Source organism: Anaerosalibacter sp. Marseille-P3206 (assembly GCF_900155565.1).
In the GTDB taxonomy this organism is placed as follows: Bacteria; Bacillota; Clostridia; order Tissierellales; family Sporanaerobacteraceae; genus FUHM01.
Window position 1 is genome coordinate 889,532 of sequence record NZ_FUHM01000002.1, and the last position, 25,248, is coordinate 914,779.

The 25,248-nt window shown below is 31.5% G+C and carries 20 protein-coding genes and 1 other annotated feature; of the genes, 2 read left to right on the forward strand and 18 right to left on the reverse strand.

Annotation, left to right across the window (positions count from 1 at the left end; all coding sequences use genetic code 11):
* Positions 1-18: 18 nt before the first annotated feature.
* The 6 genes from BQ9840_RS05730 to BQ9840_RS05755 all read right to left on the reverse strand — a co-directional run bounded on the left by BQ9840_RS05730 (position 19) and on the right by BQ9840_RS05755 (position 4,985).
* Positions 19-1,191 carry an ABC transporter permease gene (locus BQ9840_RS05730; protein ID WP_077368872.1) on the reverse strand — a complete coding sequence of 391 codons (1,173 nt, stop codon included), beginning with the start codon at positions 1,189-1,191 and terminating at the stop codon, positions 19-21.
* Positions 1,184-1,912, reverse strand: coding sequence for an ABC transporter ATP-binding protein (locus tag BQ9840_RS05735; RefSeq protein WP_077368873.1), 729 nt, complete (start codon positions 1,910-1,912; stop codon positions 1,184-1,186). The genes BQ9840_RS05730 and BQ9840_RS05735 overlap by 8 nt, the downstream gene beginning before the upstream one ends.
* A gap of 74 nt (positions 1,913-1,986) precedes the next feature.
* Complete coding sequence (ispF, locus tag BQ9840_RS05740; protein ID WP_077368874.1) at positions 1,987-2,463, reverse strand: 2-C-methyl-D-erythritol 2,4-cyclodiphosphate synthase; 477 nt, start codon at positions 2,461-2,463, stop codon at positions 1,987-1,989.
* Between the two features lie 10 nt (positions 2,464-2,473).
* Complete coding sequence (ispD, locus tag BQ9840_RS05745; protein ID WP_077368875.1) at positions 2,474-3,214, reverse strand: 2-C-methyl-D-erythritol 4-phosphate cytidylyltransferase; 741 nt, start codon at positions 3,212-3,214, stop codon at positions 2,474-2,476.
* 105 nt (positions 3,215-3,319) lie between these two features.
* Positions 3,320-4,417, reverse strand: coding sequence for a PIN/TRAM domain-containing protein (locus BQ9840_RS05750; protein ID WP_077368876.1), 1,098 nt, complete (start codon positions 4,415-4,417; stop codon positions 3,320-3,322).
* A 79-nt stretch (positions 4,418-4,496) separates the two neighbouring features.
* Positions 4,497-4,985: a CarD family transcriptional regulator gene (locus tag BQ9840_RS05755; RefSeq protein ID WP_077368877.1), complete on the reverse strand. Its 489-nt coding sequence runs from the start codon at positions 4,983-4,985 to the stop codon at positions 4,497-4,499.
* Positions 4,986-5,217: 232 nt separating this feature from the next.
* On the opposite strand from BQ9840_RS05755, the gene BQ9840_RS05760 reads away from it, so the two are divergent.
* The gene (locus tag BQ9840_RS05760) at positions 5,218-5,634 is read left to right on the forward strand and encodes a DUF1573 domain-containing protein (protein ID WP_077368878.1); all 417 of its coding nucleotides are present in this window, start codon (positions 5,218-5,220) and stop codon (positions 5,632-5,634) included.
* A gap of 40 nt (positions 5,635-5,674) precedes the next feature.
* Here the strand turns inward: BQ9840_RS05760 and disA are convergent, their stop codons facing one another.
* The 7 genes from disA to fusA form a co-directional block, all read right to left on the reverse strand.
* On the reverse strand, positions 5,675-6,751 hold the full coding sequence (disA, locus tag BQ9840_RS05765) for a DNA integrity scanning diadenylate cyclase DisA (protein ID WP_077368879.1): 1,077 nt from the start codon (positions 6,749-6,751) through the stop codon (positions 5,675-5,677).
* A gap of 5 nt (positions 6,752-6,756) precedes the next feature.
* Complete coding sequence (gene radA, locus BQ9840_RS05770; RefSeq protein ID WP_077368880.1) at positions 6,757-8,115, reverse strand: DNA repair protein RadA; 1,359 nt, start codon at positions 8,113-8,115, stop codon at positions 6,757-6,759.
* A 75-nt stretch (positions 8,116-8,190) separates the two neighbouring features.
* The gene (locus BQ9840_RS05775; protein ID WP_077368881.1) at positions 8,191-10,629 is read right to left on the reverse strand and encodes an ATP-dependent Clp protease ATP-binding subunit; all 2,439 of its coding nucleotides are present in this window, start codon (positions 10,627-10,629) and stop codon (positions 8,191-8,193) included.
* 15 nt (positions 10,630-10,644) lie between these two features.
* Positions 10,645-11,661, reverse strand: coding sequence for a protein arginine kinase (locus BQ9840_RS05780; RefSeq protein WP_077368882.1), 1,017 nt, complete (start codon positions 11,659-11,661; stop codon positions 10,645-10,647).
* 10 nt (positions 11,662-11,671) lie between these two features.
* Complete coding sequence (locus tag BQ9840_RS05785) at positions 11,672-12,178, reverse strand: UvrB/UvrC motif-containing protein (protein WP_077368883.1); 507 nt, start codon at positions 12,176-12,178, stop codon at positions 11,672-11,674.
* A 10-nt stretch (positions 12,179-12,188) separates the two neighbouring features.
* On the reverse strand, positions 12,189-12,650 hold the full coding sequence (locus BQ9840_RS05790; protein WP_077368884.1) for a CtsR family transcriptional regulator: 462 nt from the start codon (positions 12,648-12,650) through the stop codon (positions 12,189-12,191).
* A gap of 228 nt (positions 12,651-12,878) precedes the next feature.
* Positions 12,879-14,942 (reverse strand): elongation factor G, encoded by a 2,064-nt coding sequence (gene fusA, locus BQ9840_RS05795; protein WP_077368885.1) that lies wholly within the window; start codon positions 14,940-14,942, stop codon positions 12,879-12,881.
* 264 nt (positions 14,943-15,206) lie between these two features.
* On the opposite strand from fusA, the gene hisC reads away from it, so the two are divergent.
* Positions 15,207-16,289 carry a histidinol-phosphate transaminase gene (gene hisC / locus BQ9840_RS05800; protein WP_077368886.1) on the forward strand — a complete coding sequence of 361 codons (1,083 nt, stop codon included), beginning with the start codon at positions 15,207-15,209 and terminating at the stop codon, positions 16,287-16,289.
* 51 nt (positions 16,290-16,340) lie between these two features.
* On the opposite strand, the gene BQ9840_RS05805 is transcribed toward hisC, so the two are convergent.
* From BQ9840_RS05805 to BQ9840_RS05825, 5 genes are all read right to left on the reverse strand, one after another.
* A complete protein-coding gene (locus tag BQ9840_RS05805) occupies positions 16,341-17,846 on the reverse strand; it encodes a M3 family metallopeptidase (RefSeq protein ID WP_077368887.1) in 1,506 nt (501 codons plus the stop codon).
* Between the two features lie 112 nt (positions 17,847-17,958).
* Positions 17,959-21,060, reverse strand: a complete 3,102-nt coding sequence (gene ileS / locus BQ9840_RS05810; RefSeq protein WP_077368888.1) for an isoleucine--tRNA ligase — start codon at positions 21,058-21,060, stop codon at positions 17,959-17,961.
* Positions 21,061-21,119: 59 nt separating this feature from the next.
* Positions 21,120-21,326, reverse strand: a binding site (T-box leader).
* Positions 21,327-21,385: 59 nt separating this feature from the next.
* Complete coding sequence (locus tag BQ9840_RS05815; RefSeq protein ID WP_077368889.1) at positions 21,386-22,375, reverse strand: lipoate--protein ligase; 990 nt, start codon at positions 22,373-22,375, stop codon at positions 21,386-21,388.
* Between the two features lie 83 nt (positions 22,376-22,458).
* Complete coding sequence (locus BQ9840_RS05820) at positions 22,459-23,682, reverse strand: NAD(P)/FAD-dependent oxidoreductase (protein ID WP_077368890.1); 1,224 nt, start codon at positions 23,680-23,682, stop codon at positions 22,459-22,461.
* Positions 23,683-23,806: 124 nt separating this feature from the next.
* Positions 23,807-25,069: a uracil-xanthine permease family protein gene (locus tag BQ9840_RS05825; RefSeq protein WP_077368891.1), complete on the reverse strand. Its 1,263-nt coding sequence runs from the start codon at positions 25,067-25,069 to the stop codon at positions 23,807-23,809.
* Positions 25,070-25,248: the final 179 nt, after the last annotated feature.

The following is a 25,248-nucleotide window of genomic DNA, read 5'->3' on the forward strand; positions in this document are numbered from 1 at the left end:
TATTGTGTCAAATATTTTTTAATTTCTAAAAACTACTTCTTCCTTCTCAAACATCTTTACAGTTATAAATAAAAAGAACAATATATAGATAATACTCCATCCAACAGTAATAATTATATGCTTATAATTATATACAGAAACAACTATTTCTTTTATAATTCCTATGGTGTTTAGTATAGGAATGTGAAAATAATACTCTGGAACTGCCTTGCCATCTACAAACATAGTCAAATATACAGGAACCATTATAATAATAGTTATAGGACTTAAATATGTTTGAGCTTCTTTAAAACTTCTAGCGTAGAAACTAATAGCAAGCTCAATACTTGCAAAAGCAAAAGCTAAAAGAAGACAAACCAAAGATATTATACCTACTCCTACTATAGACATACTGATTCCTTCCCCCATAAAATCTGGATTGATCTTTGTAGCTATTAAAAAGCCTATTAGAGAAGCTAATGTGCCAAGAACTCCAGCTACCACTACAGCAAAATATTTTCCCATGAGAATAGAGCTTCTACTAGCCTTGGTAGTCAACAGAGGTTCTAGCGTTTGCCTTTCTTTTTCTCCTGCCCCCAAATCAGTAGCAGCAGCTATTCCTCCAACTGCTGACCATAATGTAAGCATCAAAGGGAGCATCATAGACATCATCATCGTACCTATTCCGCCTTCTTTAGATACAGATACTGCTTTTATATCAATAGGCTCTAATATACTTATATCTACACCTACATCATTGAGCCTTTTTTCAACTACAGATTGAGTATATATAGAAATTATTTCCGTCATCCTAGATCTAGCCATCTCTGATTTTTGACTGCTTTCATCATAGATTATTTCTATTTCTGGATTGTCTCCACGTTCTAGCTTATCATCAAAACCTTCCTTTATTTTTACTATTGCTTTTATATCTAATTTTTCCAACGCCTTTTTAGGATCATCCTTTTCAATTATTTCTACATCCTTATTATCTTTAAGAAAATCTAAAAATGAACTATCCCCTTCACTAATCACACTAATCTTAACAGGTTCTTTACTTTCCTTTACCATATCTGAACTGCCAAAACCAATTGCAAATGCAATCAATGGAAAAATCAAAATAGGAATAAGTAAGCTCGAAATAATAGTTTTTTTATCTCTAAAGGTATCCTTTAGTTCTTTTATAAAAACTATATTAGTATATTTACTCATATTTTCCACCTACCAATCCCATGAAAATTTCTTCTAAATCATCTTCACCATATTTTTTTCTTAAACCCTCTAATGTAGATTGCTCTACAATATTTCCTTTATGAATTATCCCTACTTCATCACATAATTTCCCAACTTCATCCATTGAATGACTTGAGAATATAATGGTTTTGCCTTGATTTTTAAGCTCTTTTATAAAGTTGTGAACTATACGGGTTGCTGAAACATCAAGTCCTGAAGTAGGCTCATCAAATAGCATGATAGATGGATTGTGAACAATACTCCTTGCTATTGCTACCTTCTGTTTCATTCCCTTAGAAAACTTTCCAGCTCTTCTATCAATGAAATCTTCCATTTCAAGAATTCTAGACAACTCATCTACTCGTTCATTTATTTCTACCTTGTCCATACCATTCAATAGCCCAAAATAAGCAATATTTTCTCTTGCTGTAAGTCTATCATATAATCCAGCTTCTCCACCAAAAAGTATTCCTATTTCTCCTCTAATCTTTTCTGGTTCACTTGCTAAATCATATCCATTTATAACAGCAGTACCAGAAGTTGGTTTTAGCATAGTAGCTAAAATCCTCAGTGTAGTGGTTTTTCCAGCACCATTTTCTCCTAAAAGACCAAATACTTTCCCTTTATCAACTTTAAAAGATATGCTATTTACAGCTACTATCTCTTTAAATTTCTTTGAAAGTTTGATTACTTCTATCATTTTTTGCCCCCTTTTCATTATTTTTACTTCTATTTGTTTGAAAAAAGGTTGTAATAAAAATACAACCTATAAAATTACTTTAATTTATTTAATATGCAAACACATTTTGAAGATATACCTTCTTTTCTTCCTTCAAAGCCAAGTTCCTCTGTAGTAGTAGCTTTTACACTTACATTTTCAATTGAAGTATGAAGTGCATTTGCTATATTTTCTCTCATAGCATCTATATATGGAGCAAATTTGGGTCTTTGTGCAACTATTATACTATCTATATTGCCAATTTCATATCCATTATCAACCATTATTTTATATACTCTATCCATGAGAATCATACTAGAAATATCTTTGTACTCCATATCTGTATCAGGGAAATGTTTTCCAATATCCCCCAAAGCCATGGCGCCAAGTATACTGTCATTAATAGCATGAATAAGAACATCCGCATCAGAATGACCTAATAATCCTTTTTCATAAGGAATTTCTACTCCACCCACTATGAGTTTTCTTCCTTCTACCAATTTGTGAACATCATAACCTATACCTATTCTCATATTAATCACCCTATCTTCCTTGAAATAAAAGTCCTTTATTCCTAAGAAACAATTCTTTATCTTTCACAAAGGATTCTGCAACTATTAAATCCTCCGGTGTTGTTATCTTAATGTTTTCATAACTACCTTCTATCATCTTAACATTAATCCCTAATCTTTCTACTAGCATACCATCATCTGTACCTACAAATCCATCTTCTATAGCCTTTTTATAGGCTTTTAGAAGTGTGTCTTTCCAAAAGCATTGAGGTGTCTGAGCAGCCCATATATAGCTTCTATCAGGGGTGTTTTCCACATTGTCTAATGTATCTACTATTTTGATAGTATCCTTAACAGGAACACCAATAATACAGGCATCATATTTTGTCACTCCTATAATGCCATCTTCTATATTTTTCACTTTTACAAAAGGTCTTGCACCATCATGTGTAAGAACTATATTGCATCTCTCATCTAGTGCCAATAAGCCGTTGTATACAGAATCTTGTCTTTCTTTCCCACCTCTTACGACTTTAGTGACTTTTTTAAAATTGTATCTTTTCACTATTTCTCTTTTACAATAATCAATTTCATCTTCTTTTGCAACTACAATTATTTCATCTATATATTTACATTTTTCAAATTTTTCCAAAGTATGTGCGAGAACTGCTTTATTATTTATTGAAATAAATTGTTTGTTTATACTGCTTCTCATTCTATTGCTCATTCCCGCTGCTGCAACTATGACTGAAACAAAGTCGTTTTCATACATTTTTTTCACCTCAAAGTCATTATAGCATAATGTGAAATAACAGGAAACATCTTTCCACAAATATATTCTCCAAAGGGCAAAAAAATATTAGGGTCTAATTAGACCCTAAACTGCTCTATCAACGGCTGATTTTGGTTTTGCAAATATCATTCTTCCAGCAGAAGTTTGGAGAACACTAGTCACCATAACTCCGATGGTTTCACCTATATGTTTCTTGCCACCTTCTACAACTATCATTGTTCCATCATCTAAATATGCCAATCCTTGACCTATTTCCTTGCCATCTCTTATAACTTGAACCACCATTTCTTCTCCAGGAAGAACTACTGGCTTAATTGCATTGGCAAGTTCATTGATATTTAATACATCTATTCCTTGAACTTCTGCTACCTTATTTAAATTGTAATCATTTGTTATAACATTCCCTTTTATCTTTTGAGCTAATTTTAATAACTTTGAATCTACTTCTGGAACTTCTTCTATTTTGTCATCTACAATGATTACTTCAATATCTAATTCCTTTTGAATCTTATTTAAAATATCCAAACCTCTTCTTCCTCTATTTCTCTTTAGTGAATCTGAAGAGTCGGCAATGTGTTGAAGTTCTTCAAGAACAAATTCTGGTATTATAAGGGGACCTTCAATAAATCCTGTTTTACATATATCAGCTATTCTTCCATCAATTATAACACTGGTATCTAATATCTTAGGACACGCTTTGCAACTTGACTTAAGTTTATCTCTAGTAGAATTTTTCTTGAATACATTTAATGCATTAGTAAAGTCTTCTCTCTTTCTTGTAGGAATCTTAATACCTAGATAACCAAATATCAAATACAAAATAATAGATATAATCGTTCCCAAATATGGTATCTTTAAATTGTAAAATGGCTGACTTGATAAATAAGCTATAATCAATCCAACTATTAGTCCAACTGAACCCATCATAATATCAGAAGCTGGTATATCTTGTATTTCCACTTCTATAAAATGTATGAATTTTTTTCCTCCCTTAATGAACTTTGGAGATAGAACGAAAAATATAATTCCAGAAGCAATAATAATAGTTATAAAAATTAAGAGCCCTAATATTCCTTTGTTTGTTAAATTTATTATGCCGAGAAATTTTAGCCCAGCCATGACACCATATCCAATTAAAATACCAATTAATGTTATAATGAATTTTGCTATCTTATCTGCCATAAATTCACCTCCTCCTTTATCTTTATATATTACCATAATTGAAAAATATATAACATATTTTTATTAAATAATTTAAAAATTAAACTGCAGGGCAATTTATGGCGTCATCAATTAACTTTTCTGTCTCTTCTTGATCAATACCTTTTGAAAGAACAATTTCGCTAACAAGCATTTGTTTAGCGTTATTCAACATCTTTCTTTCGCCAGTTGATAGTCCTTTTTCATTGTCTCTAATCATAAGATTTCTTACAACAGACGCAATTTCATAAATATTCCCACTTTTTATTTTATCCATATTTAATCTATAACGTCTATTCCAATTTTGTGGCATTTTTGTTTGTCTACCCTTTAACACATCAAAAACCTGTTCTATTTCGTCATCTCCAGCTATTTCTCTGATGCCAATTTCCTCAACATTTTTAACAGGAACCATAACTCTCATATCACCAATAGGCATTTTCATAATATAATACTTCGCTTTTTCACCTAATATTTCTTTTTCCTCAATGGCAATAATGATACCAGCACCGTGCATTGGATAGACGATTTTATCTCCAATACTAAACATAGTGACACAACCTCCCAATTTAATCATACTTGTATAATTATTATACAATAAAAGGCAATGATTGTCAAATTTATTATTGTACCATAATATTCATTACATTGTCAACCGAAATTTAAATTCAACTTATTTCTTAAAAAGCCAATTAATAATGAAAAATAATTATTTGACAACAGCTTGTCTCCATCAGTATAATAAAAGTATGAAACAAAATAATTGACTGGGGTGGGAAAGCATGGATAAAGATATTGAAAATATAGATAACGATATATTTTGCGATGATTTCCAAAACATGGTGTCAAAGGTACTCATTAGACATAAGAGTATCCTAGATATAATCACTAAACTTGATGAATATAATGCTCGAATCAATAGAGCAGTAGTTAAATCCGTTACCTCTTGTGGATGTATTTCTATTGATGCCTCTAAACAAGAATATGATAAAGAAACCCTTGAAGAATTAAGATCTTCATTAAAAGACCATATTGAAGGAGAACTATGTGAAATTTGTAAAGAAAAGATTCAAGAAGAAATCGGATCTCATGTATTTTACTTAGCTGCACTTTGTCAAACTCTAGGTATAGATTTTTCAGAAGTTCTTAATAACGAATACAAAAACATGAAGACATTAGGAGTTTATAGTCTTAAGTAGTAAGTAAAAAGGCTAAATTGATTATAATCAATTTAGCCTTTTATATTATATGTCTTTCTAAAAATAACTGCTCTTGAAATCTTCTTAAGCCTTCTTTGATAGTTCTTGCTCTTACTTCACCAATTCCTTCAACTAGATCTAATTCTTGTGTAGAAGCTCTTAATATCTTTTGAAAATTATCAAATGTATTTATTATGTTCTCTAGTACATTTGAAGGAATTCTAGGAATTTTATTTAATATTCGATATCCTTTAGGATAAATATTTGAATCTAGAGTTGCTACTCCACTATCATATCCCATGATATTTGCTATAGTATATAAGTCTAATAAACCTTCTTGGAACAAAGTTCTAATCTCGTCCCTTATCTCTATATAAGATTTATCATCTCTATTTAAATAATCCCTTATAATGTTTAATCCATCATCTAGTACACCACTCATAATCTCATCTTGTTGCATACTAATAAGTCTTCCTTCATTACCTAACTCTATCATATACCTTTCTATTTCATCAGATATCATTATAACCATTTCTATCCTCTGTATAACTTTTACTACATCATAAACAGTAACTAAATCCTCGAACTCTAACGCTGTTAAATTATTCATAGCCTGATTTAACACATTTTTATACTTTTCCAATGTCTGTATGGCTTGATTTGCTTTGTTTAATATTTCATTTGAATCTTTTAAAACATATTTAATATTCCCCTTATACAAAGTTATGATATTCCTTCTTTGAGATATGGCAATTACTAAATTATTTGTTTGTTTTGCAACTCTTTCTGCTGTTCTATGTCTTATACCTGTTTCATCTGAGGAAATTGTTTGGTTTGGAACTAGCTGTGTATTGGCATATAATATCTTTTTCGAATCATTGCTTAATATTATTGCCCCATCCATCTTTGCCAACTCATACAGGTGAGAAGGAGTGAAATCACAGTTGATATTAAAACCACCATCTACTATTTTTAAAACTTCTTCACCATCTCCAATTACAATTAACGCTCCTGTTTTTGCATTGACTATACTTTCAAGCCCTTCTCTCAATGGAGTTCCTGGAGCAACTATCTTAAGAGATTTATATATATCTCTTTTTATGTTCACTTCTACCATTTGAACTAACCTCCCAAAACAATTTCTAATGCCTCTTCTACCTTATTTATCCCAATAACTTCTATACCATCTATACTATTCATATCCTTAAAATTAATCTTTGGTATTATAGCTCTTTTAAATCCTAGTTTGGCAGCTTCATTTATTCTCTTATCAATAAAACTAACTCTTCTAATTTCTCCTGTAAGCCCAACCTCACCCATAACTATAGTCTTAGAATCAATATATAAATCCCTATAGCTAGAAGCTATTGAAGTAATAATTCCCAAATCCATCGCCGGTTCTTTTGTCTGCAGTCCTCCTACCACATTTATATATACATCACAGTTCTGCATACTGTATCCCAGCTTTTTTTCCAATACAGCAATCATTAAAATAGCCCTATTGTAATCTATACCCATAGTTGCTCTTCTTGGCAAACCAAAAGCAGTCTGACTAACTAAAGATTGTACCTCTACTAGCATTGGCCTTGTTCCTTCAATACATGGTACTATCACTGTCCCAGATGTGTTTTGTGGTCTTCCAGAAATCAAAACCTCTGATGGATTTTCTACTTCAACAAGACCTATATCTCTCATTTCAAACATTCCTATTTCATTTGTAGAACCAAATCTATTTTTAACTGCCCTTAAAATCCTATAACTTTGATACATTTCCCCTTCAAAATACAATACAGTATCTACCATATGCTCCAATACCCTAGGCCCTGCAATAGAACCTTCCTTAGTTACATGTCCAACGATAAATGTTGCAATGCTATCACTCTTAGCTATTTTCATCAATGCATGCGTTGCCTCTCTAACTTGACTTACACTTCCTGGGGCAGAAGTAATATCTGAATCATATACTGTTTGAATAGAATCCACAATCAATATGTCTGGAGAAATATCGTTTATCGTATTCTTTATTATATCCAAATTTGTTTCTGCTAAAATAAACAATTCATCAGATTTTAAATTTAATCTATCTGCTCTCATCTTAACCTGTTTTGGTGATTCTTCCCCAGAAACATATAATACTTTTAAACCACTATTAGATAATTCACTAGCTACTTGAATTAGCAATGTAGATTTACCTATCCCAGGATCCCCTCCAACAAGAATTAAAGACCCCTTAACTATACCTCCACCTAAAACTCTATCTAATTCATTTATTTTTGTCATTATTCTGTCTTCTTTATCAATTTTAACATCTATTAGCTTTCCCACTGAAACACTTTTTAAATCTACTTTTACTACATTGTTTTTTTCATATACTTCTTCAACAAAACTGTTCCACTCATTACAAGATGGACATTTACCTAACCATTTAAAGGATTCATAACCACAGTTTTGACATATGAATTTGGTCTTAATCTTAGCCACCCTATCTCCCCCTACTAAAAAATACAATCAATTATATCCTACTACATTTTTATCATCATTAAAAGAGCCTATATCTTAAGATACAGGCTCTTTAGAAAATACTAATTTGTCATCAACAAAATCAATATATATATTGTCCTCTTTAGATACATTTCCCTTCAAAATTTCTTCTGCTAATTGGTCTTCTATCATTTTAGTAATTGTACGTTCTAATGGTCTTGCACCATAAACAGAATCAAATCCACTTTTGCTAATATGTTCTTTAGTTTTTTCACTTACTTTAATATTTAAATCCATTTTATGAAGTCTTTTTTCTAAGTCTTTGATCATTATGCCTACAATATCTGATACATGTTCTTCATTAAGTGGGTGGAACATTATAATCTCATCTATCCTGTTTAAAAACTCTGGTCTAAAAGTTCTCTTGAGTTCATCAGTTATATTCTCTTTAATCTTTTCATATTCGCCTTTTTCTTCTTCCTCAGGTGCAGAAAATCCAAGTACATTTTGTTTTCTTAAAGTTGAAGCCCCTACATTTGAAGTCATTATTATAACTGTATTCTTAAAATCGACTGTTCTTCCCTTTGAATCTGTAAGCCTTCCATCATCTAATATTTGAAGAAGTATATTAAATACGTCTGGATGAGCTTTTTCTATTTCATCAAATAGTATGACTGAATAAGGGTTTCTTCTAACTGCCTCTGTCAGTTGTCCTCCTTCTTCATATCCAATATATCCAGGAGGTGAGCCAACTAACCTTGATACTGTATGCTTTTCCATATATTCAGACATATCTATCCTAATCATTGCCTTTTCATCACCAAAAAGCGCCTCTGCTAATGCCTTAGCTAAATAAGTCTTCCCCACTCCTGTAGGGCCAACAAATATAAATGTTCCCACAGGTTTCTTTGGGTCCTTAAGACCTACTCTAGCCCTTCTAACAGCATTAGAAACAGCTGCAACTGCCTTATCCTGACCAATTACCTTTTCATGTAGTAATTCTTCTAAATTTAGTAGCCTCTCACTTTCTTCTGTAGTCATCTTAGTTACTGGTACACCAGTCCAATCTGAAACAACACTTGCAATTTCATCATAACCCACTTCCATAGAAAAAGTCTTCTTCTCTTGTTCCCAATTTTCTTTGTTTTCTTGTAATTGTTTTTTTAACTTTTGTTCCTTATCTCTTATACTTGCAGCTTTCTCAAAATTTTGTGTGTTTATAGCTTCTTCTTTTTCTTGAGATAATTCCTCCAATTTTTCTTCTATATCTTTTAAATTGTCTGGAACAGTTACAGATTTTAATCTTATCATAGATGCAGCTTCATCTATTAAATCTATGGCCTTATCTGGAAGAAATCTGTCTGTGATATATCTGTTTGATAGCTCTGCTGCAGCTTCTATTGCTTCATCCTTAATCCTAACTCTATGATGTGCCTCATATTTGTCCCTTAATCCAAATAGTATTTTCATTGTATCCTCTACAGTTGGTTCTTCTACCATAATAGGCTGAAGTCTTCTTTCCAACGCTGGGTCCTTTTCAATATACTTTCTATACTCATCTATTGTAGTTGCTCCTACAACTTGAAGTTCCCCCCTTGCAAGAACTGGTTTCAATATATTAGAAGCATCAATTGCTCCTTCAGCTGCACCAGCCCCTACTATGGTATGGATTTCATCAATAAATAGAATAATATTTTCATCTTCCTTTAATTCTTTAAGTACAGCCTTAAATCTTTCTTCAAACTCACCTCTATACTTAGCTCCTGCTAACATACTTGGTAAATCTAATGTTACAACTCTTTTTCCCTTAATTAATTCTGGTATTTCTCCTTTAATAATCTTTTGGGCTAATCCTTCAGCTATAGCAGTTTTACCTACCCCTGGTTCTCCAATGAGAACAGGATTGTTTTTAGTTCGTCTACTTAATACTTGAATTACTCGCTCGATTTCTTTTGCCCTACCTATTACTGGATCTATCTTACCATCCTTAGCAAGTTTATTTAAATCCCTACTATATTTATCAAGGTTTGGTGTTTCCATTGATTCACCCATTTCACTTTGATTAGATTTTGAAAATCCTTCAGTCAGCATTTCTATAATACTTATTTTTAATTTATCTATATCTATACCAAAACTTTCTAAAACGAAAATAGCTACTCCTTCTCCTTCTTCTAGTAAGCCTAATAGAATATGTTCTGTACCAATGTAGTTATGTCCCAATTTTCTAGCTTCTAGAAAACTCAATTCGAACACTCTTTTCGTCCTCGGTGTAAATCCCAAAATTTCAGTTTCATAACTTCCTTGACCAACAGCATTAATCACTTGAGTCCTAGCCAATTCAATATTAACACCCTCTGCTTCTAATGCATTAGCAGCTATTCCTTCACCTTCACTTATTAATCCTAACAATATATGTTCTGTTCCTACATAATTATGTTTTAGTATTTGAGCTTCTTCTTGTGCTAATAGTATGGCCTTTTGAGCTCTTTCTGTAAATCTACCAAACATAGCCATATTATCCCTCCTAATTTAAAGCTTTCCTCTTATTAATTCAGCTCTTTTTATCTGTCTTTCTTTTAAATCCATTTCTCTGTCAAAGTATTTCTGTAAACTTGCTGGTTGAATGAGAATCATAAGATTTGTTATTTCTTTGGCATCTATATTTTTAATTATACCCATTTCTATGCCCATTTTTACATATGAAAGAAGATTCATAGCCTCTTCTGATGACATTATCCTTCCATATTTTAATATCCCTAATGATCTATACAACTTGTCTTCTACTTCGTATTTCTTAGATACAAGCAGATTATTTCTCATTTCTCTTTCTTTATCTATAATCTGTATGACCACATTTTTTAGCTTTTGGATGATTTCTTCTTCTGTTTCTCCCAGAGTAGTTTGATTTGATATTTGAAATATATTGCCTAATGCAGTAGTACCCTCTCCATATAAACCTCTAACAGTTAAACCTATTTGACTAACAGCTCGAAATATATTGTTTGCATAACCTGTATAAACTAAACAAGGCAGATGAATCATTACAGAAGCTCTTAATCCTGTTCCTGTATTAGTAGGACATGAAGTTAGGTAACCAAATTTTTCATCAAATGCAAAATCCAAAGTCTCCTCCAATGAATCATCTATTTCACTACACAAAGTCCAACACTCATCTAATTTTAAACCTGTCATTAGGGTTTGAATTCTCAAATGATCCTCTTCATTTACCATAATAGTTGCTTTCTCATCTTTTCTAAGAAAAAAACTGCTCCTATCCAAATCCTTTATAAGATTTGGACTTATCAGATGTTCTTCAACAAATACATTCCTATCTAATGAAGAAAGTTCTTTGATTTTGTAATAATCATAATTAACATGTTCATCTGTTCTTTCTATTGCCCCTAATACCTTATTATTTATAATTTCACTATCTTCTAAAGTCATTTCTTGAGGAAATTTTATATTTTCTAAATTTCTTGCAATTCTCACACGACTACTTATAACAACATCTCCATCAATTCCTGACTCATCATACCATTTAGTCATTTTACCACCTCTATTTATCTTCCATTTGACTTTGAAGAGCTTTAATTCTATCCCTAACCACAGCTGCTTCTTCAAACTTTTCAGTCTCTACTAATTCATTTAACTCATCTTTCAACTTATTTATTTCCTTCTTTAATCCTATTACTCCACCAGCTCTTTTAGGAATTTTTCCAACATGATTGTCATCACCATGAACTTCTCTAAGTATTGGTATTAATTTTGACTTAAATGACTCATAACAATGAGGACAGCCAAATTTACCAACTTGTTTGAATTTAGAATAACTCATTCCACATACTTCACATCTTAAATCACTGTAATCAACTTTTACAGGACCACCTTGAAGATTGTCTATAAGCCCTGTCAAAAATTTATGAAAAGAAAAAGAAGTATCAAATTCAAACTCCTTATATTTTTTAGAACATTCCTCACACAAATGTAGTTCAGTTACATCTCCATTTAAAATCTTAGTAAAATGCATAGTTGCTTCATTTTTGCCACAATCCTCACATAACATACCTATCCTCCTATTCCTTCAATAATATCAACAACATATTTTTCAATATATCAGCTCTAAGTTCATTTCTATTCCCCGTAACACAAGCTAATGACCTATCTCCTAAAGCTACTTTCATCAAATAGGCTTCTCTTTCTGTTATTATATCTTCTTCTAGAAGGCTATCTATTATACTATATGCTTTATTTTTAGTTATTGAGTTTCCAATAGTATTTACAATCAATTCATTGATAGTCTCTTCAGTATCAAATTCTACCTTCACTATCTTTATATACCCACCACCGCCTCTTCTACTCTCTACATAGTATCCCTTATATGGAGTAAACCTTGTGGTAAGAACATAGTTTATCTGAGAAGGAGCACAGTCAAAATACTCTGCTAACTCATTTCTCTGAATTTCTACAACTCCATCTTCTGTTCCTTGAAATAATTCCATAATAAATTCTTCAATTATATTACTTAGTCCAGACATATTTCCACCTCTGTTCTTTGACTTTGACTTACTTTGCCCTTATAATTATTTTGACTTATTCTTATATCTTTTTCAATACCCGTATTTTGTCAAAAATATTCATTTTCTATGAAATACACTATATTACTTATTAATACTTACATATACTCAATATTAATATGAACATCATACTTATAATTTTCTTTAATAAAATATTAGAGCCCAACATAAATGTTGAGCTCTAGAATATTATTCCTTTTCAGCCTTTGCTTCTTCTATTATCTTTTCACTTATATTAGAAGGAACTTCTTCATATCTTGCAAATTCCATCTTGAAACTTCCTCTTGCTTGAGTCATACTTCTCAAGTCAATGGCATACTTAAACATTTCTGCCATAGGAGCTTCTGCCATTACAAGTTGAGTTCCATCTTCTTGTTGGTCCATGCCTAATATCCTACCCCTACGTTTGTTCATATCCCCCATGATATCTCCCATATAATCATCTGGAATCAATATTTCCACCTTCATTATTGGCTCTAAAAGCACTGGTTTTGCCGCTTCTATACCCTTCTTGAAAGCTAGAGAAGCTGCAATCTTAAATGCCATTTCATTGGAGTCAACTGGATGATAAGAACCATCAAACAATACAGCCTTCAAATTAACTACTGGATACCCAGCAAGTACCCCTTCATCTAAACATTCTCTAAGACCTTTTTCTACTGCTGGAATATATTGTTTTGGAACTGAGCCTCCAAATATCTCTTCATCAAATACAAATTCTTCATCACATGGTTCAAATCTAATATGAACATCTCCATATTGTCCCGCTCCACCAGATTGTTTCTTATGTTTTCCTTGAACGCTTGCAGTTCCTTTGATTGTTTCCCTAAATGCAATCTTAGGGTCTTTCAAATTCACTTCTACCCCGAAAGTATTCTTAAGTTTGTTAACAATTACATCAAGTTGTACATTTCCTTGACCACCAATTAATTGTTGTTTTGTTTCATTGTTTCTCTCAACTACAAATGTTGGATCTTCTTCTACAAGTCTTTGTAGAGAAGTACCAATTTTTTCTTCATCACCTTTTGCCTTTGGTTCTACAGCTGAAAATAGGCAAGGTTCTGGATATTCAATCTTTTCATATTCAATTATATTTGACTTAGTACACAATGTATCATTTGTTTGAGTTATTTGAAGTTTCGCAGTAGCACCAATATCTCCAGCTACAATTTCTGGTACTTCAATTTGATTTTTCCCTCTTAATACAAATAGTCCACCAAGTTTATCTAACTCATCTTTATCAGTATTAAATATTTCAGTATCCTTTGTGATCTTCCCTGACAATACTTTAAATAGCGAAAGTTTTCCAACAAATGGGTCAACTATAGTTTTAAATACAATTGCTGAGAATGGTTCTTTTACATCTACTTTTCTTTCAACTTCTTTTCCATCTATATATCCTTTATTAGCTCCAACTTCACTTGGTGTTGGAACATATTTACCTACCATATCTAATAAAAGGTCTACTCCCATAGCTTTGTCAGCACATCCTACAATTAGTGGAACAAGATCACCATTTTTTATAGCTTTTTTTAGACCTCTTGTTATTTCTTCATCAGTAAAAGCTTCTCCTTCAAAGAACTTTTCCATTAGTTCTTCTTCAGTTTCTGCTACTTTTTCTACTAACATTTCCTTTATTGAAGCAACTTCATCCTTTAATTCCTCTGGAATTTCTATATCTTTAGCATCTTTTCCATTGTACTCTTTCCCGATTTCATCAATTACACTTACTAAACCTTTGAAGTTTTCTGATGAACCAATAGGTAGTGCAAAAGGAACTACTTTATCTCCCAAACCATCTTTTATTTGATCCAATACTTTTTGGAAATTGATATTTTCTTTATCCATTTTATTTAAAAAAATTGCTTTTGGAATATTGTGTTTTTCAGTATACTTCCATGCTTTTTCTGTTCCAACTTCAACTCCTGAAGAAGCATCTATTAGTAAAAGTGCTGCTTCACTAGCTCTTAATGCACCATACATTTCACCAGCAAAGTCAAAATATCCAGGTGCATCTAAAAAATTATATTTCATATTATTCCATTCTACCGGTATCACTGATGATCCAATAGATACCTTCCTTGATATTTCTTCTTTGTCAAAATCTGAAACTGTATTTCCATCGTCAACTTTTCCCTGTCTCTTTGTTACTCCACTTAAGTAAAGTATAGCTTCTGTCAAAGTTGTTTTACCGCTACCACTATGTCCTATGAAGGCTACATTTCTGATTTCATCTGTTTGATATACTTTCATAATTTCTCCCCCTTAGCTAGCGTTTTATTTTTATAACTATTTATATTCCACAAAGGTCTTAAAATTACTCTTAAAACCTTTATTTGACTAAAAGATAATGTTTTTGTGAAAAAAACAATTATTCAGAATAAATTAAATTTAATATCAATATTGATTATATCATGAATTCAGTAATTGTCATAGTGTTTTTTATTGTTGCCCTAAATTATAGACACTGATATACTAGAATATGAGAGTATAATAATTTGAAGGGAGCTGGTTTTTTTGTCTATATCTTATAGAGAGGAAATCAAAGATCTAAAACCTTATAAACCTGGTAAACCTATAGAAGATGTAAAAAGGGAATATGGTTTAGATAGGGTTATCAAATTGGCATCAAATGAAAACCCACTTGGGTGTTCAGAAAAGGCAGTTGAAGCTATAAAAAAATCTCTAGATAATTTGTCACTTTATCCAGATGGAAATACTACAATACTAAAAGAAGCACTAGCTAAAAAGCTTGGCATTGGTGTTGATGAAGTATTGCCAAGTAGTGGTGCAGACGAAATGATAGATCTTATTTCAAGAACATTCGTTTCAAAAGATGATGAAGTAATAATGGCAGATATAACTTTCCCAAGATACATAGCAACTACTAAGATCATGGGAGGTACTCCTGTTATAGTACCCCTTAAAGATTGGACTTATGATTTAGATGGTATGCTTGAAAAAATAACTGACAAAACAAAAGTAATCTGGCTATGTAATCCTAACAATCCAACTGGCACAATAGTTACTAAAGATGAAGTACTAGCTTTTCTAGACAAAGTTCCCGAAAACGTTGTAGTTGTATATGATGAAGCTTATAGAGAATTCGTGACAAGAGATGATTATCCAAAAAACAGTATAGAATTTGTTAAAAAATATCCAAATGTTATCGTTATGAGAACCTTTTCCAAGATATATGGACTAGCTGGTATCAGGGTAGGATATACTATTGCAAATAGTGAAATTATTGAAAACATTAATAAAGTAAGAGGGCCTTTTAATGTGAACTCTCTTGGACAAGTTGCAGCAGTTGCAGCATTAGAAGATGAAGATTTCTTGAAAAAAGCCTATGATGTAAATCTAGAAGGCAAAAATTATATATATGAAGAATTTGATAAAATGGGACTAAAATATCCAGCATCTGAAACAAATCACATATTTGTAGATGTAAAAAAAGATGCAAATGAAGTGTTTGTTGAAATGCAAAAAAGAGGTGTCATCATAAGACCAATGGGTGGTACTTTCATCAGAGTTTCCATAGGTACAATGGAAGAAAATAAAATATTTATTGAAACTCTTAAAGAAGTTTTAAATATTTAAATTAAAGCCAAGGAAAAATTTCCTTGGCTTTATATACATATCTATTGTTTTTTAGAAATACCATTTTAGTGAGAATTTTTCACCACTTATTCTTTCAAACAATTCCTCATATTTGTAAAGACCTGATGGTTCAATAACTTGACTTATGAGGAAATCTCCAAATTCTTTTGGTTTTTCCGCAACTGAATTTACATTGTATTTCTTGTAAAATACCTTTTTAAGCATTTCACAAGTTACATCCCCCATAAAATAATTATGCATATAAATAGGATGAGTAGTATGATGAATTCTATATCCAAATGGAGGCTCTTCACTTAGTGGTGTATCTCCAAATAACTCACTAAAGACTCTATGATATACTTCATATATATCATCTAAGGATTTGATATCATTTTTATATAGTTCTTGATCAAAGAATATGTCTCCTACAAATCTTAAATAATCTAATTTATCATATTCTTGTATTTCTTCAAATTCCTTTTTAACACTATCATCAAAGAAATTCTTAGTAAACATTTCATCATATAAGAATCCACCAAATAAATTAGCTATTCCTTCACTTATGATTCCACTTACACCTTCATTTAATATTACTTCTTCTGGTTTTAATATAAAAGAGTGTATTCCATGACCAGTTTCGTGAAGAAGAACTCCGTATTCATGGTATTTATTTTTTACATTAGCAAGAATTCTTGAATCCTTTCCTGTTTCAATAGGGAAGTTGTAACCCCATTCTGATTTATTTTTTCTTGAGAATATATCATAAGTAATATTGAACTTGTCAATATCTATTCCAAAGTTCAAGAAAAAGTTTCTTAGATAATCATAGTAATTAGACATATCAACAGAAGTATTAAGTGATGGTGCTATTTTGGATTTTACATAAGCTCCATCCCAAGGCATAAGTTCTTCTTCATTGATAAACTTTCTAGCATATTCACTTCTTTTACTATTTAATGTATCAATATATCCACTTAAATCATCTTTCCAATTGTCAAAGATATTAGGAGATAGTTCGTCCATTTTTAACTTATGCTCTACAAAATTATTATCTCCATAGGCTTTTGCATATTCTTTTCTTAAATTGATTAAATCAATAAATCCACCATCTACTAATGGTTTGTTGATTTGATTTCTAGCAAAATATGCTTTTTTTCTCAAATCTCTATCTTCTGACTCAGATAGTATTTGAGCTATCTCTACCCCTGATACTTCCTTGCCATCAATCTTAAATCTAAATGTATTAAGTATCTGTGAAAGATCATTTGTCTTCTTTTGAATTTCTATATTTAATTCATTTAATTCTTTACTTAAATGATATGGTTTAATTGCATTATATGCTATTTCAACTTTTCTCTTATCTTTTGCATCCAAATCTTTATCTAAATACTCACATACAATATCGTAGTTTTTCTTATCTCCTAAAAAGTCATTAACCTTTTTATAAGCTTCTTCTATTCCAAGGTCGTATCCTACAGTGTATTGAACCCAGCTCAATCTACTTAAATCTACACTTAGCTTTTGTAATTCTAAAGCTAGCTTTTCTAACTTTTCCATGCATACTCCCCCTTGTATCTTATTTTAAATTAATTATACCACATTTATTTCGATACTAGAAATAAATATTTCAAAACAGCACAGGAAGCTTTAAGTCCCCTGTGCTGTTTTGTTATTGTACTTTTTCTAATTTGATTCCTGTTTCTTGCCCGTTTAAGTCTTGTTTTTCAAAGGAATCATCATTTACTTTTTCTATGGAAACTGCTAGGGTTTCTTCTTTGATGAAGTCTTCATAAAGTTTAACTGCAGTTTCTATTTCATCATTTCCATCATAGAATATCTTTATATTGTCTAACATTTCATATCCATTGTTCTTTCTCATCTGTTGAATCTTTGATATAAACTCCCTTGCATATCCTTCATTGATTAAATCAGGAGTCAATGTTGTATCTAGAATTACAAATAGATTGTTTTCCATGGCTACATCAAAACCTTCTTTTGAAGAAATAGTCACCATTACAAAATCCTTTTCTATTTCTACATCTTCTCCACCTAAATTCAAAGTAATCTTACCATCTCTTTCTAGTTTTTCAACAGTTTCATGAGGATTTACTTCATTTAGTGCCTTTCCTAGATCTTTGATCTTTGGCCCTAGTACAGGTCCTGCTACTTTAAAGTTTGGCTTCAATGAGTAATTCATGAACTTAGATAAATCCTTTTCAAATACAACTTCTTTTACATTTAACTCTTCTTTTATAAGTGGAACTAAGTCACTTATTATATCTTCATGTTTTCCATCAAGTAGTACTTCACTCAATGGTTGACGAACTTTGATTCTTACCTTTTCCCTTGAAGCTCTTCCAAGACCTACTAAATCTCTAACTAAATCCATTTTATCTTCAAGTTTTTTATCTATTAGTTCTTCGTAAACCCTAGGATAGTTTTCTAGATGAACTGACAATCCACCAGTTAATTTTCTATACATTTCTTCAGACATAAATGGTACAAATGGAGCTGTAACCTTGCATAATCCTACTAATATTTCATAGGTAGTAAGATATACTGCCTTTTTGTCTTCATCTAGTTCTGTAGCCCAAAATCTTCTTCTAGAACGTCTTATATACCAGTTTGACATATCTTCATTGATAAATTCTTGAATTCTTCTTACAGCTCTAGTCAAGTCAAATTCATTCATATCTTCTTCTACATTTTTAAGCAAACTATTGTATTTTGAAAGAATCCATCTATCTAACTCTGGTCTATCACTATATGCTACGCTAAATTCTCTTGGATCGATTTCATCTGTATTTGCATATAGAGTAAAGAAATTATATACATTTCTTACAGTTCTAAAGAACTTACTTTCAACTTCCTTAAGGCCATCTTCATCAAATCTAGTTGGAGTCCAAGGTGGTGATACATAAAGTAAATACCATCTTAAAACATCTGCACCATATTTGTCGAAAAGTGAAAATGGATCTACAGTATTTCCTCTAGACTTTGACATCTTTCTTCCGTCTTTGTCTAGTATAAGGTCATTTACAAGCACTCTCTTATAAGGAGCTTTTCCTGTAACAAATGTTGAAATAGCTAGAAGTGAATAGAACCAACCTCTAGTTTGGTCTATACCTTCAGAAATAAATTCTGCGGGGAACAATTCATCAAAGTTTTCACTGTTTTCAAAAGGATAATGATGTTGAGCAAAAGGCATAGAACCACTGTCAAACCAAACATCCACTACATCCTTCACTCTAGTCATAGTAGCGCCACATTTTTCACATTTTATATGAACATCATCTACATAAGGTCTGTGAAGTTCGATATTTTCATCTATGTCTTCTATAGCTTTTTCTGCTAATTCGCTTCTTGAACCTATACTTGTGGTATGATTACATTCATCACATCTCCAAATATTTAATGGGGTTCCCCAATATCTACTTCTTGAAATTGCCCAATCATTTAGGTTTTCAAGCCAATTTCCAAATCTCTTTTCTCCAACAAATTGTGGATACCATTCTACCTTATTATTATTTTCAATTAACTTTTCTTTTAACTTAGTAATTTCAATATACCAACTTGGTTTTGCATAGTATAGTAATGGAGTATGACATCTCCAGCAATGAGGATAGTTGTGAAGCATTCTTTCCTTCTTAAATAGCTTTCCATTTTCCCTTAACCACTGGATTATATCTGGATCTGCATCCATTACAAATTTACCTTTCCAAGGTGTATCTGTAAACTTACCTTCTTCATTTACTGGTTGAAGTACTGGTAGATCATATCTAACTCCAGTATTGTAGTCATCTTCACCAAATGCTGGTGCAGAGTGAACTATTCCTGTACCATCTTCAGTAGTTACATAATCAGCAAGTGAAATAAAGAATGCCTTTTTGTCAGTCTTTATAAATGGTAAAAGTTGCTCATATTCAACATATTCTAAATCCTTACCCTTCATCTCTTCAAGGATTTCATAATCTTCTCCTAATACCTTTCCAGCAAGAACTTTTCCAACATAGTATATTTCATCATTTTGTCTTACTTTTATATATGTTTCTTCAGGATTTACAGTTAGTGACACATTACTTGGCAATGTCCAAGGTGTAGTAGTCCATGCTAAGAAATATTCATCTGCATCTTTTTTCTTAAACTTAGCAATTACTGTTTCAGTTTTTATTTCTTCGTATCCTTGAGCTACTTCATGGGAAGCTAGCCCCGTTCCACATCTTGAACAGTATGGAAGTATCTTGTGCCCTTCATAGACATAACCTTCTTTGAAAAATTTGTCTAATATCCACCATACAGATTCAATATAATTGTTATCTAATGTAATATAAGGATTGTCTAAATCAATTTCATAAGCCATTCTCTTGGTCATATCTCTCCAAAGGCTCTCATATTTAAATACAGATTCCTTACATTTTTTATTGAATTTTTCCATACCATAAGCTTCAATGTCTTGCTTATTGTTTAGTTTAAGCTGTTTTTCCACCTCTATTTCTACAGGAAGTCCATGAGTATCCCATCCAGCTTTTCTCTTCACACGATACCCTTGCATAGTCTTATACCTACATACAGTATCTTTCAAAGTCCTACCCATAACATGGTGAATTCCAGGTTTTCCATTTGCTGTTGGAGGACCTTCATAGAATACAAAACTATTATCTTTGTCTCTTGTTTCTACACTTTTTTCAAGTAGATTTATCTCATCCCAGTAATTTGAAACATTATTTTCTCTTTCATTTACTGGCAAATTTGATAGTTCCTTAAAAGCCATTTCATATTCATCCTTTCTCTCTAATTTCTTGTTAAATTAAAAAATCCCTAAGTCAAAAACTTAGGGACGAATTTATCGCGGTACCACCCACATTATAAGTATACCTTATCACTTCATTTACATAACGCCATAGGCGAAATATCCTACTTATTTCAGATATTTAGCTCCGAGGTGATCTTCATGAAAAACTTAAATATAATCTCTCACCAATTGATTATTTCTCTGTAAATCAGTTTTTTCATTACTCTCCTCATCAAAGCCTTTAAATATTAAATTTACATTTTGATTAATGATATATCAAAATATACTCATTTGTCAAGTCAAATTAATCTATAATTAAATCAAACAATTCTTCCTTAGAGATACCAGCAAAATAGTATTCTAAATCTACATTTTTCAACACATTTTGTATTTCTTCTCTTTTGTATTTTGTGCCAATAATCTTTTCTTCTACATCTTTTAATTCACCATGACCAAAGAAATCTCCATAAAATTTAATATCTTTAACTATTCCATCACGAATATTTAATTTTACTTCTACTTTTCCACTTGCAAATCTTCTATCCTTTTCTATATTGAAAGAAGGAGATGTTCCAAATACCCATTCCCAAGTGCCATATCTTTCTTCAACCAACTTGTTAATATTTGCATAATCTTCATCACTTAACTCATATACCTTTATCTCTTCGTCTCCACCAAACATACGCTTTAATAATAGTTTTTTGAAATCTTCTACTGTTAAATCTTCTTTTAAATGATCAGTTATTTTTGTTACTCTGCTTCTTACTGACTTAACTCCTTTTGACATAATCTTATCCTTTGATACCTTAAGTGCCTTTCCTAGTACCTCTAAATCAGTATCAAAGAGAATAGCCCCATGATGAAGCACTCTTCCCTTGCTCTTGTATTGAGCATTTCCACAGAACTTCTTTCCATCTATAACAATATCATTTCTTCCAGTAAACTCTGCCTTGATACCTAAATCAGCCAATACATCAATTACTGGTTGAGAAAAAGTTTTAAAATCAAAATTGCTAGAACCACTACTTTTAGAAATAATGGTATAGTTTAAGTTCCCTAAATCATGATATACCGCTCCACCACCTGAAAGACGTCTTACTACATTAATATTATTCTCTTTCACATAATTAACATTTATTTCTTCTATGGTATTTTGATGTTTCCCTACTACTATTGTTGGTTCATTTATCCACAACAAAAATATTTCATCAAATTCATCTAAATAGTTAAATACATATTCTTCTAGAGCTAAATTGAATTGAGGTTTATTACAATTATTTTCTATGTATATCATATCTATAGCCCCCCTTAAATTTTATAAAGTACAACAATTTAAATTATAAAGTATTTACTAAAATAATCAAGTTATTAATAATTTTACAATGTCGCATTTAGTCCAGCTACATAACCTGATGACCAAGCCCATTGTAGATTAAATCCTCCACAATCCCCGTCAATGTCAACAACTTCACCTGCAAAGTACAATCCACTTATCAATTTTGATTCCATAGTCCTACCATCTATTTCTCTTGTATCTATGCCACCTGCAGTCACTTGTGCAAAATCAAAAGATTTGCTCCCAATTATATTAAATCTCCAATCTGTAAGTATTTCAGCTAATGAATCTATTTCTTCATTTGAAATATTGGAAACTATTTTTCCCTTGTCAATCCCTGCTTCCTCTAATATTACTGGAATTAGTCTTTTATTTAATAGTCCAATTAATCCAATTTCTATTGTTTTTTTCGGCATATAAGTAAATCGTATTTTCAAATATTCACTTAGTTCTTCTTTGCTCTTGCCACTTATTATAGACACTTTCAATACAGGTTTTTTGTTTTTATTTAATAATTCCAATGCTCTTCTACTCAATTGAAGTATTGGGGGACCTGATATACCATACTTAGTAAATAGAATATCTCCTGAATCCTCTCCAATATCTTTTCCATTATTCAATAAAGTTGCTGTGCCTACTATCTTTACCCCATCAATTCTCTTAAAAAAATCACCTTGTAACTTAAGTTGAACAAGTCCCGGAAATACAGAAACAACATTATGTCCCAATGATTTTGCTAAATCATATCCATTTCCATCTGAACCAGAAGAAGGCATTGCATTTCCTCCTGTGGCTATAATAACTTTATCCCCCTTGATTCTTTTATTGTCATCTAGAGTAAGTTTAAAGACATTTCTTTCTTTCTCTATTTTTTTTACATATGAGTCACAAAGTATTTCAACTCCTATTTCATCTAACTCATATCTAAGTACATCTAATACACTAGAAGCTTGAAAAGAAAGTGGAAATACTTTTCCCTTATCCTCAACTACATGAGTAATTCCTAACCTTTCAAAAAAATCTATGGTGGTTTCTACATTGAACTGAGAAAGAGGACTGTATACAAATTTCGGATTATTACCATGATAATTTTTCACATCTAAAAATACATTTGTATAATTACATCTTCCATTACCAGTTGCTAGTATCTTCTTTCCTACTCTTGGGTTTCTTTCTAAAATGGTAACTGAAGCCCCTTTTCTTCTAGCTGAAATTGCAGCCATCATTCCTGCTGCACCACCACCTACAACTATTACCTTAACCATAATATTTACTCCTTTTTAAACATTATCAATAATTTTATCATTCCATTTTATTTTATATGTTATTACGAATTTTGTCTATTCAAAAAGCCCTTCTTCATTTGAAGAAAGGCTCTATATTAACTCACTATTTTTCGTTCTTATTTAATACTGCATTTAAAGCTACACCAACTATTGCTGCAAAACTTAATCCTGATATTTTTACAGTTTTAGTTACTGGAATTCCTATGGTTATTCCAAATTTCTTTTCTACAATACTACTTCCAAGGCCAAAAACTAATATTGTAACCATTACTATAATGTTCTTTGTGTTAAATTCTACTTTATTGTTCTTTATAGTCTGAACTCCTACTAGAGATATCATACTAAATAACATAATACTTATTCCACCCATTACTGGAACTGGTATAGTATTTAGAAATGCTCCTACCTTTGATACAAATCCTAATGCTATGGCAAATACAGCTGCTAATCTAAGAATTGATGGATCATAATTTTTAGTTATTGCAAGAACTCCTGTATTTTCACCATAAGTTGTATTTGCAGGTCCTCCTATTAATGATGCTGCTATTGTTGCAAGACCATCTCCTAGAAGGGTTCTATTTAGTCCTGGGTCTTCTATAAAGTTCTTCCCTACTACTTGTCCATTTGTAGTTATATCCCCTATATGTTCCATAAATACAGCTAATACTACAGGAGCTATAATAGCTATTGCTCCAAAATCAAATTTTGGTGCGTTGAATGGAGGCAATGAAATAAACGGACTCTCTTTTACTATACTCATATCTACTATTCCTATTTTATAGGATACTAAATATCCAACTATTACTCCTGTTAAAATCGCAAGTTGCTTGAAAAAACCCTTACCTTTAAAATTAACCAATAATGCAGTTGCCAGAGTTATTGCTGCTACCATAAAGTTATTGCTAGCCATGTCAAATGCTGTTGGTATAAGATTCATACCTATTACAATTATCATTGGTCCTACTACTTGAGATGGTAAGAATTTTTGTATTTTCTCAACACCTATTTTTTTAATTAAAAGAGATACTATAACATATATTAATCCAGCTACAAGCATACCGCCTTGTGCATATGAAAAGTCTCCATTGTATAATTTATTAACAGTTATTACTACTGGAATAAAAGCAAAGGATGAACCTAAGAACACTGGTACTTTACCCTTTGTACATAGGTGAAATATAAGTGTACCCATTCCTGCTGAAAATAATGCTATAGATGGATTTAAGCCTGTTAGCATAGGTACTAAAACTGTTGCACCAAACATAGCTATTAAATGTTGCAGTGCTAGTACTACTTTCCTTGAAGAACTTTTTAAACTAATTTCTTTTTCTAATTTTGAATCACTTCTTAATACATTGTCTGTCATAAAAAAAACCTCCTCATATTATTTTGGGAGATTTAATCTCCTTTTTCAGTCTCACGGGACTGATTTAAAAGGCATACTTTAACTGATTGTGAGATAAAGGCTACAAAAAAAACTTCTTGCTTACAGCAAGAAGTTATATGCATAAAAACTCCTACATTTTCACAATCTTGCCAGTCTCA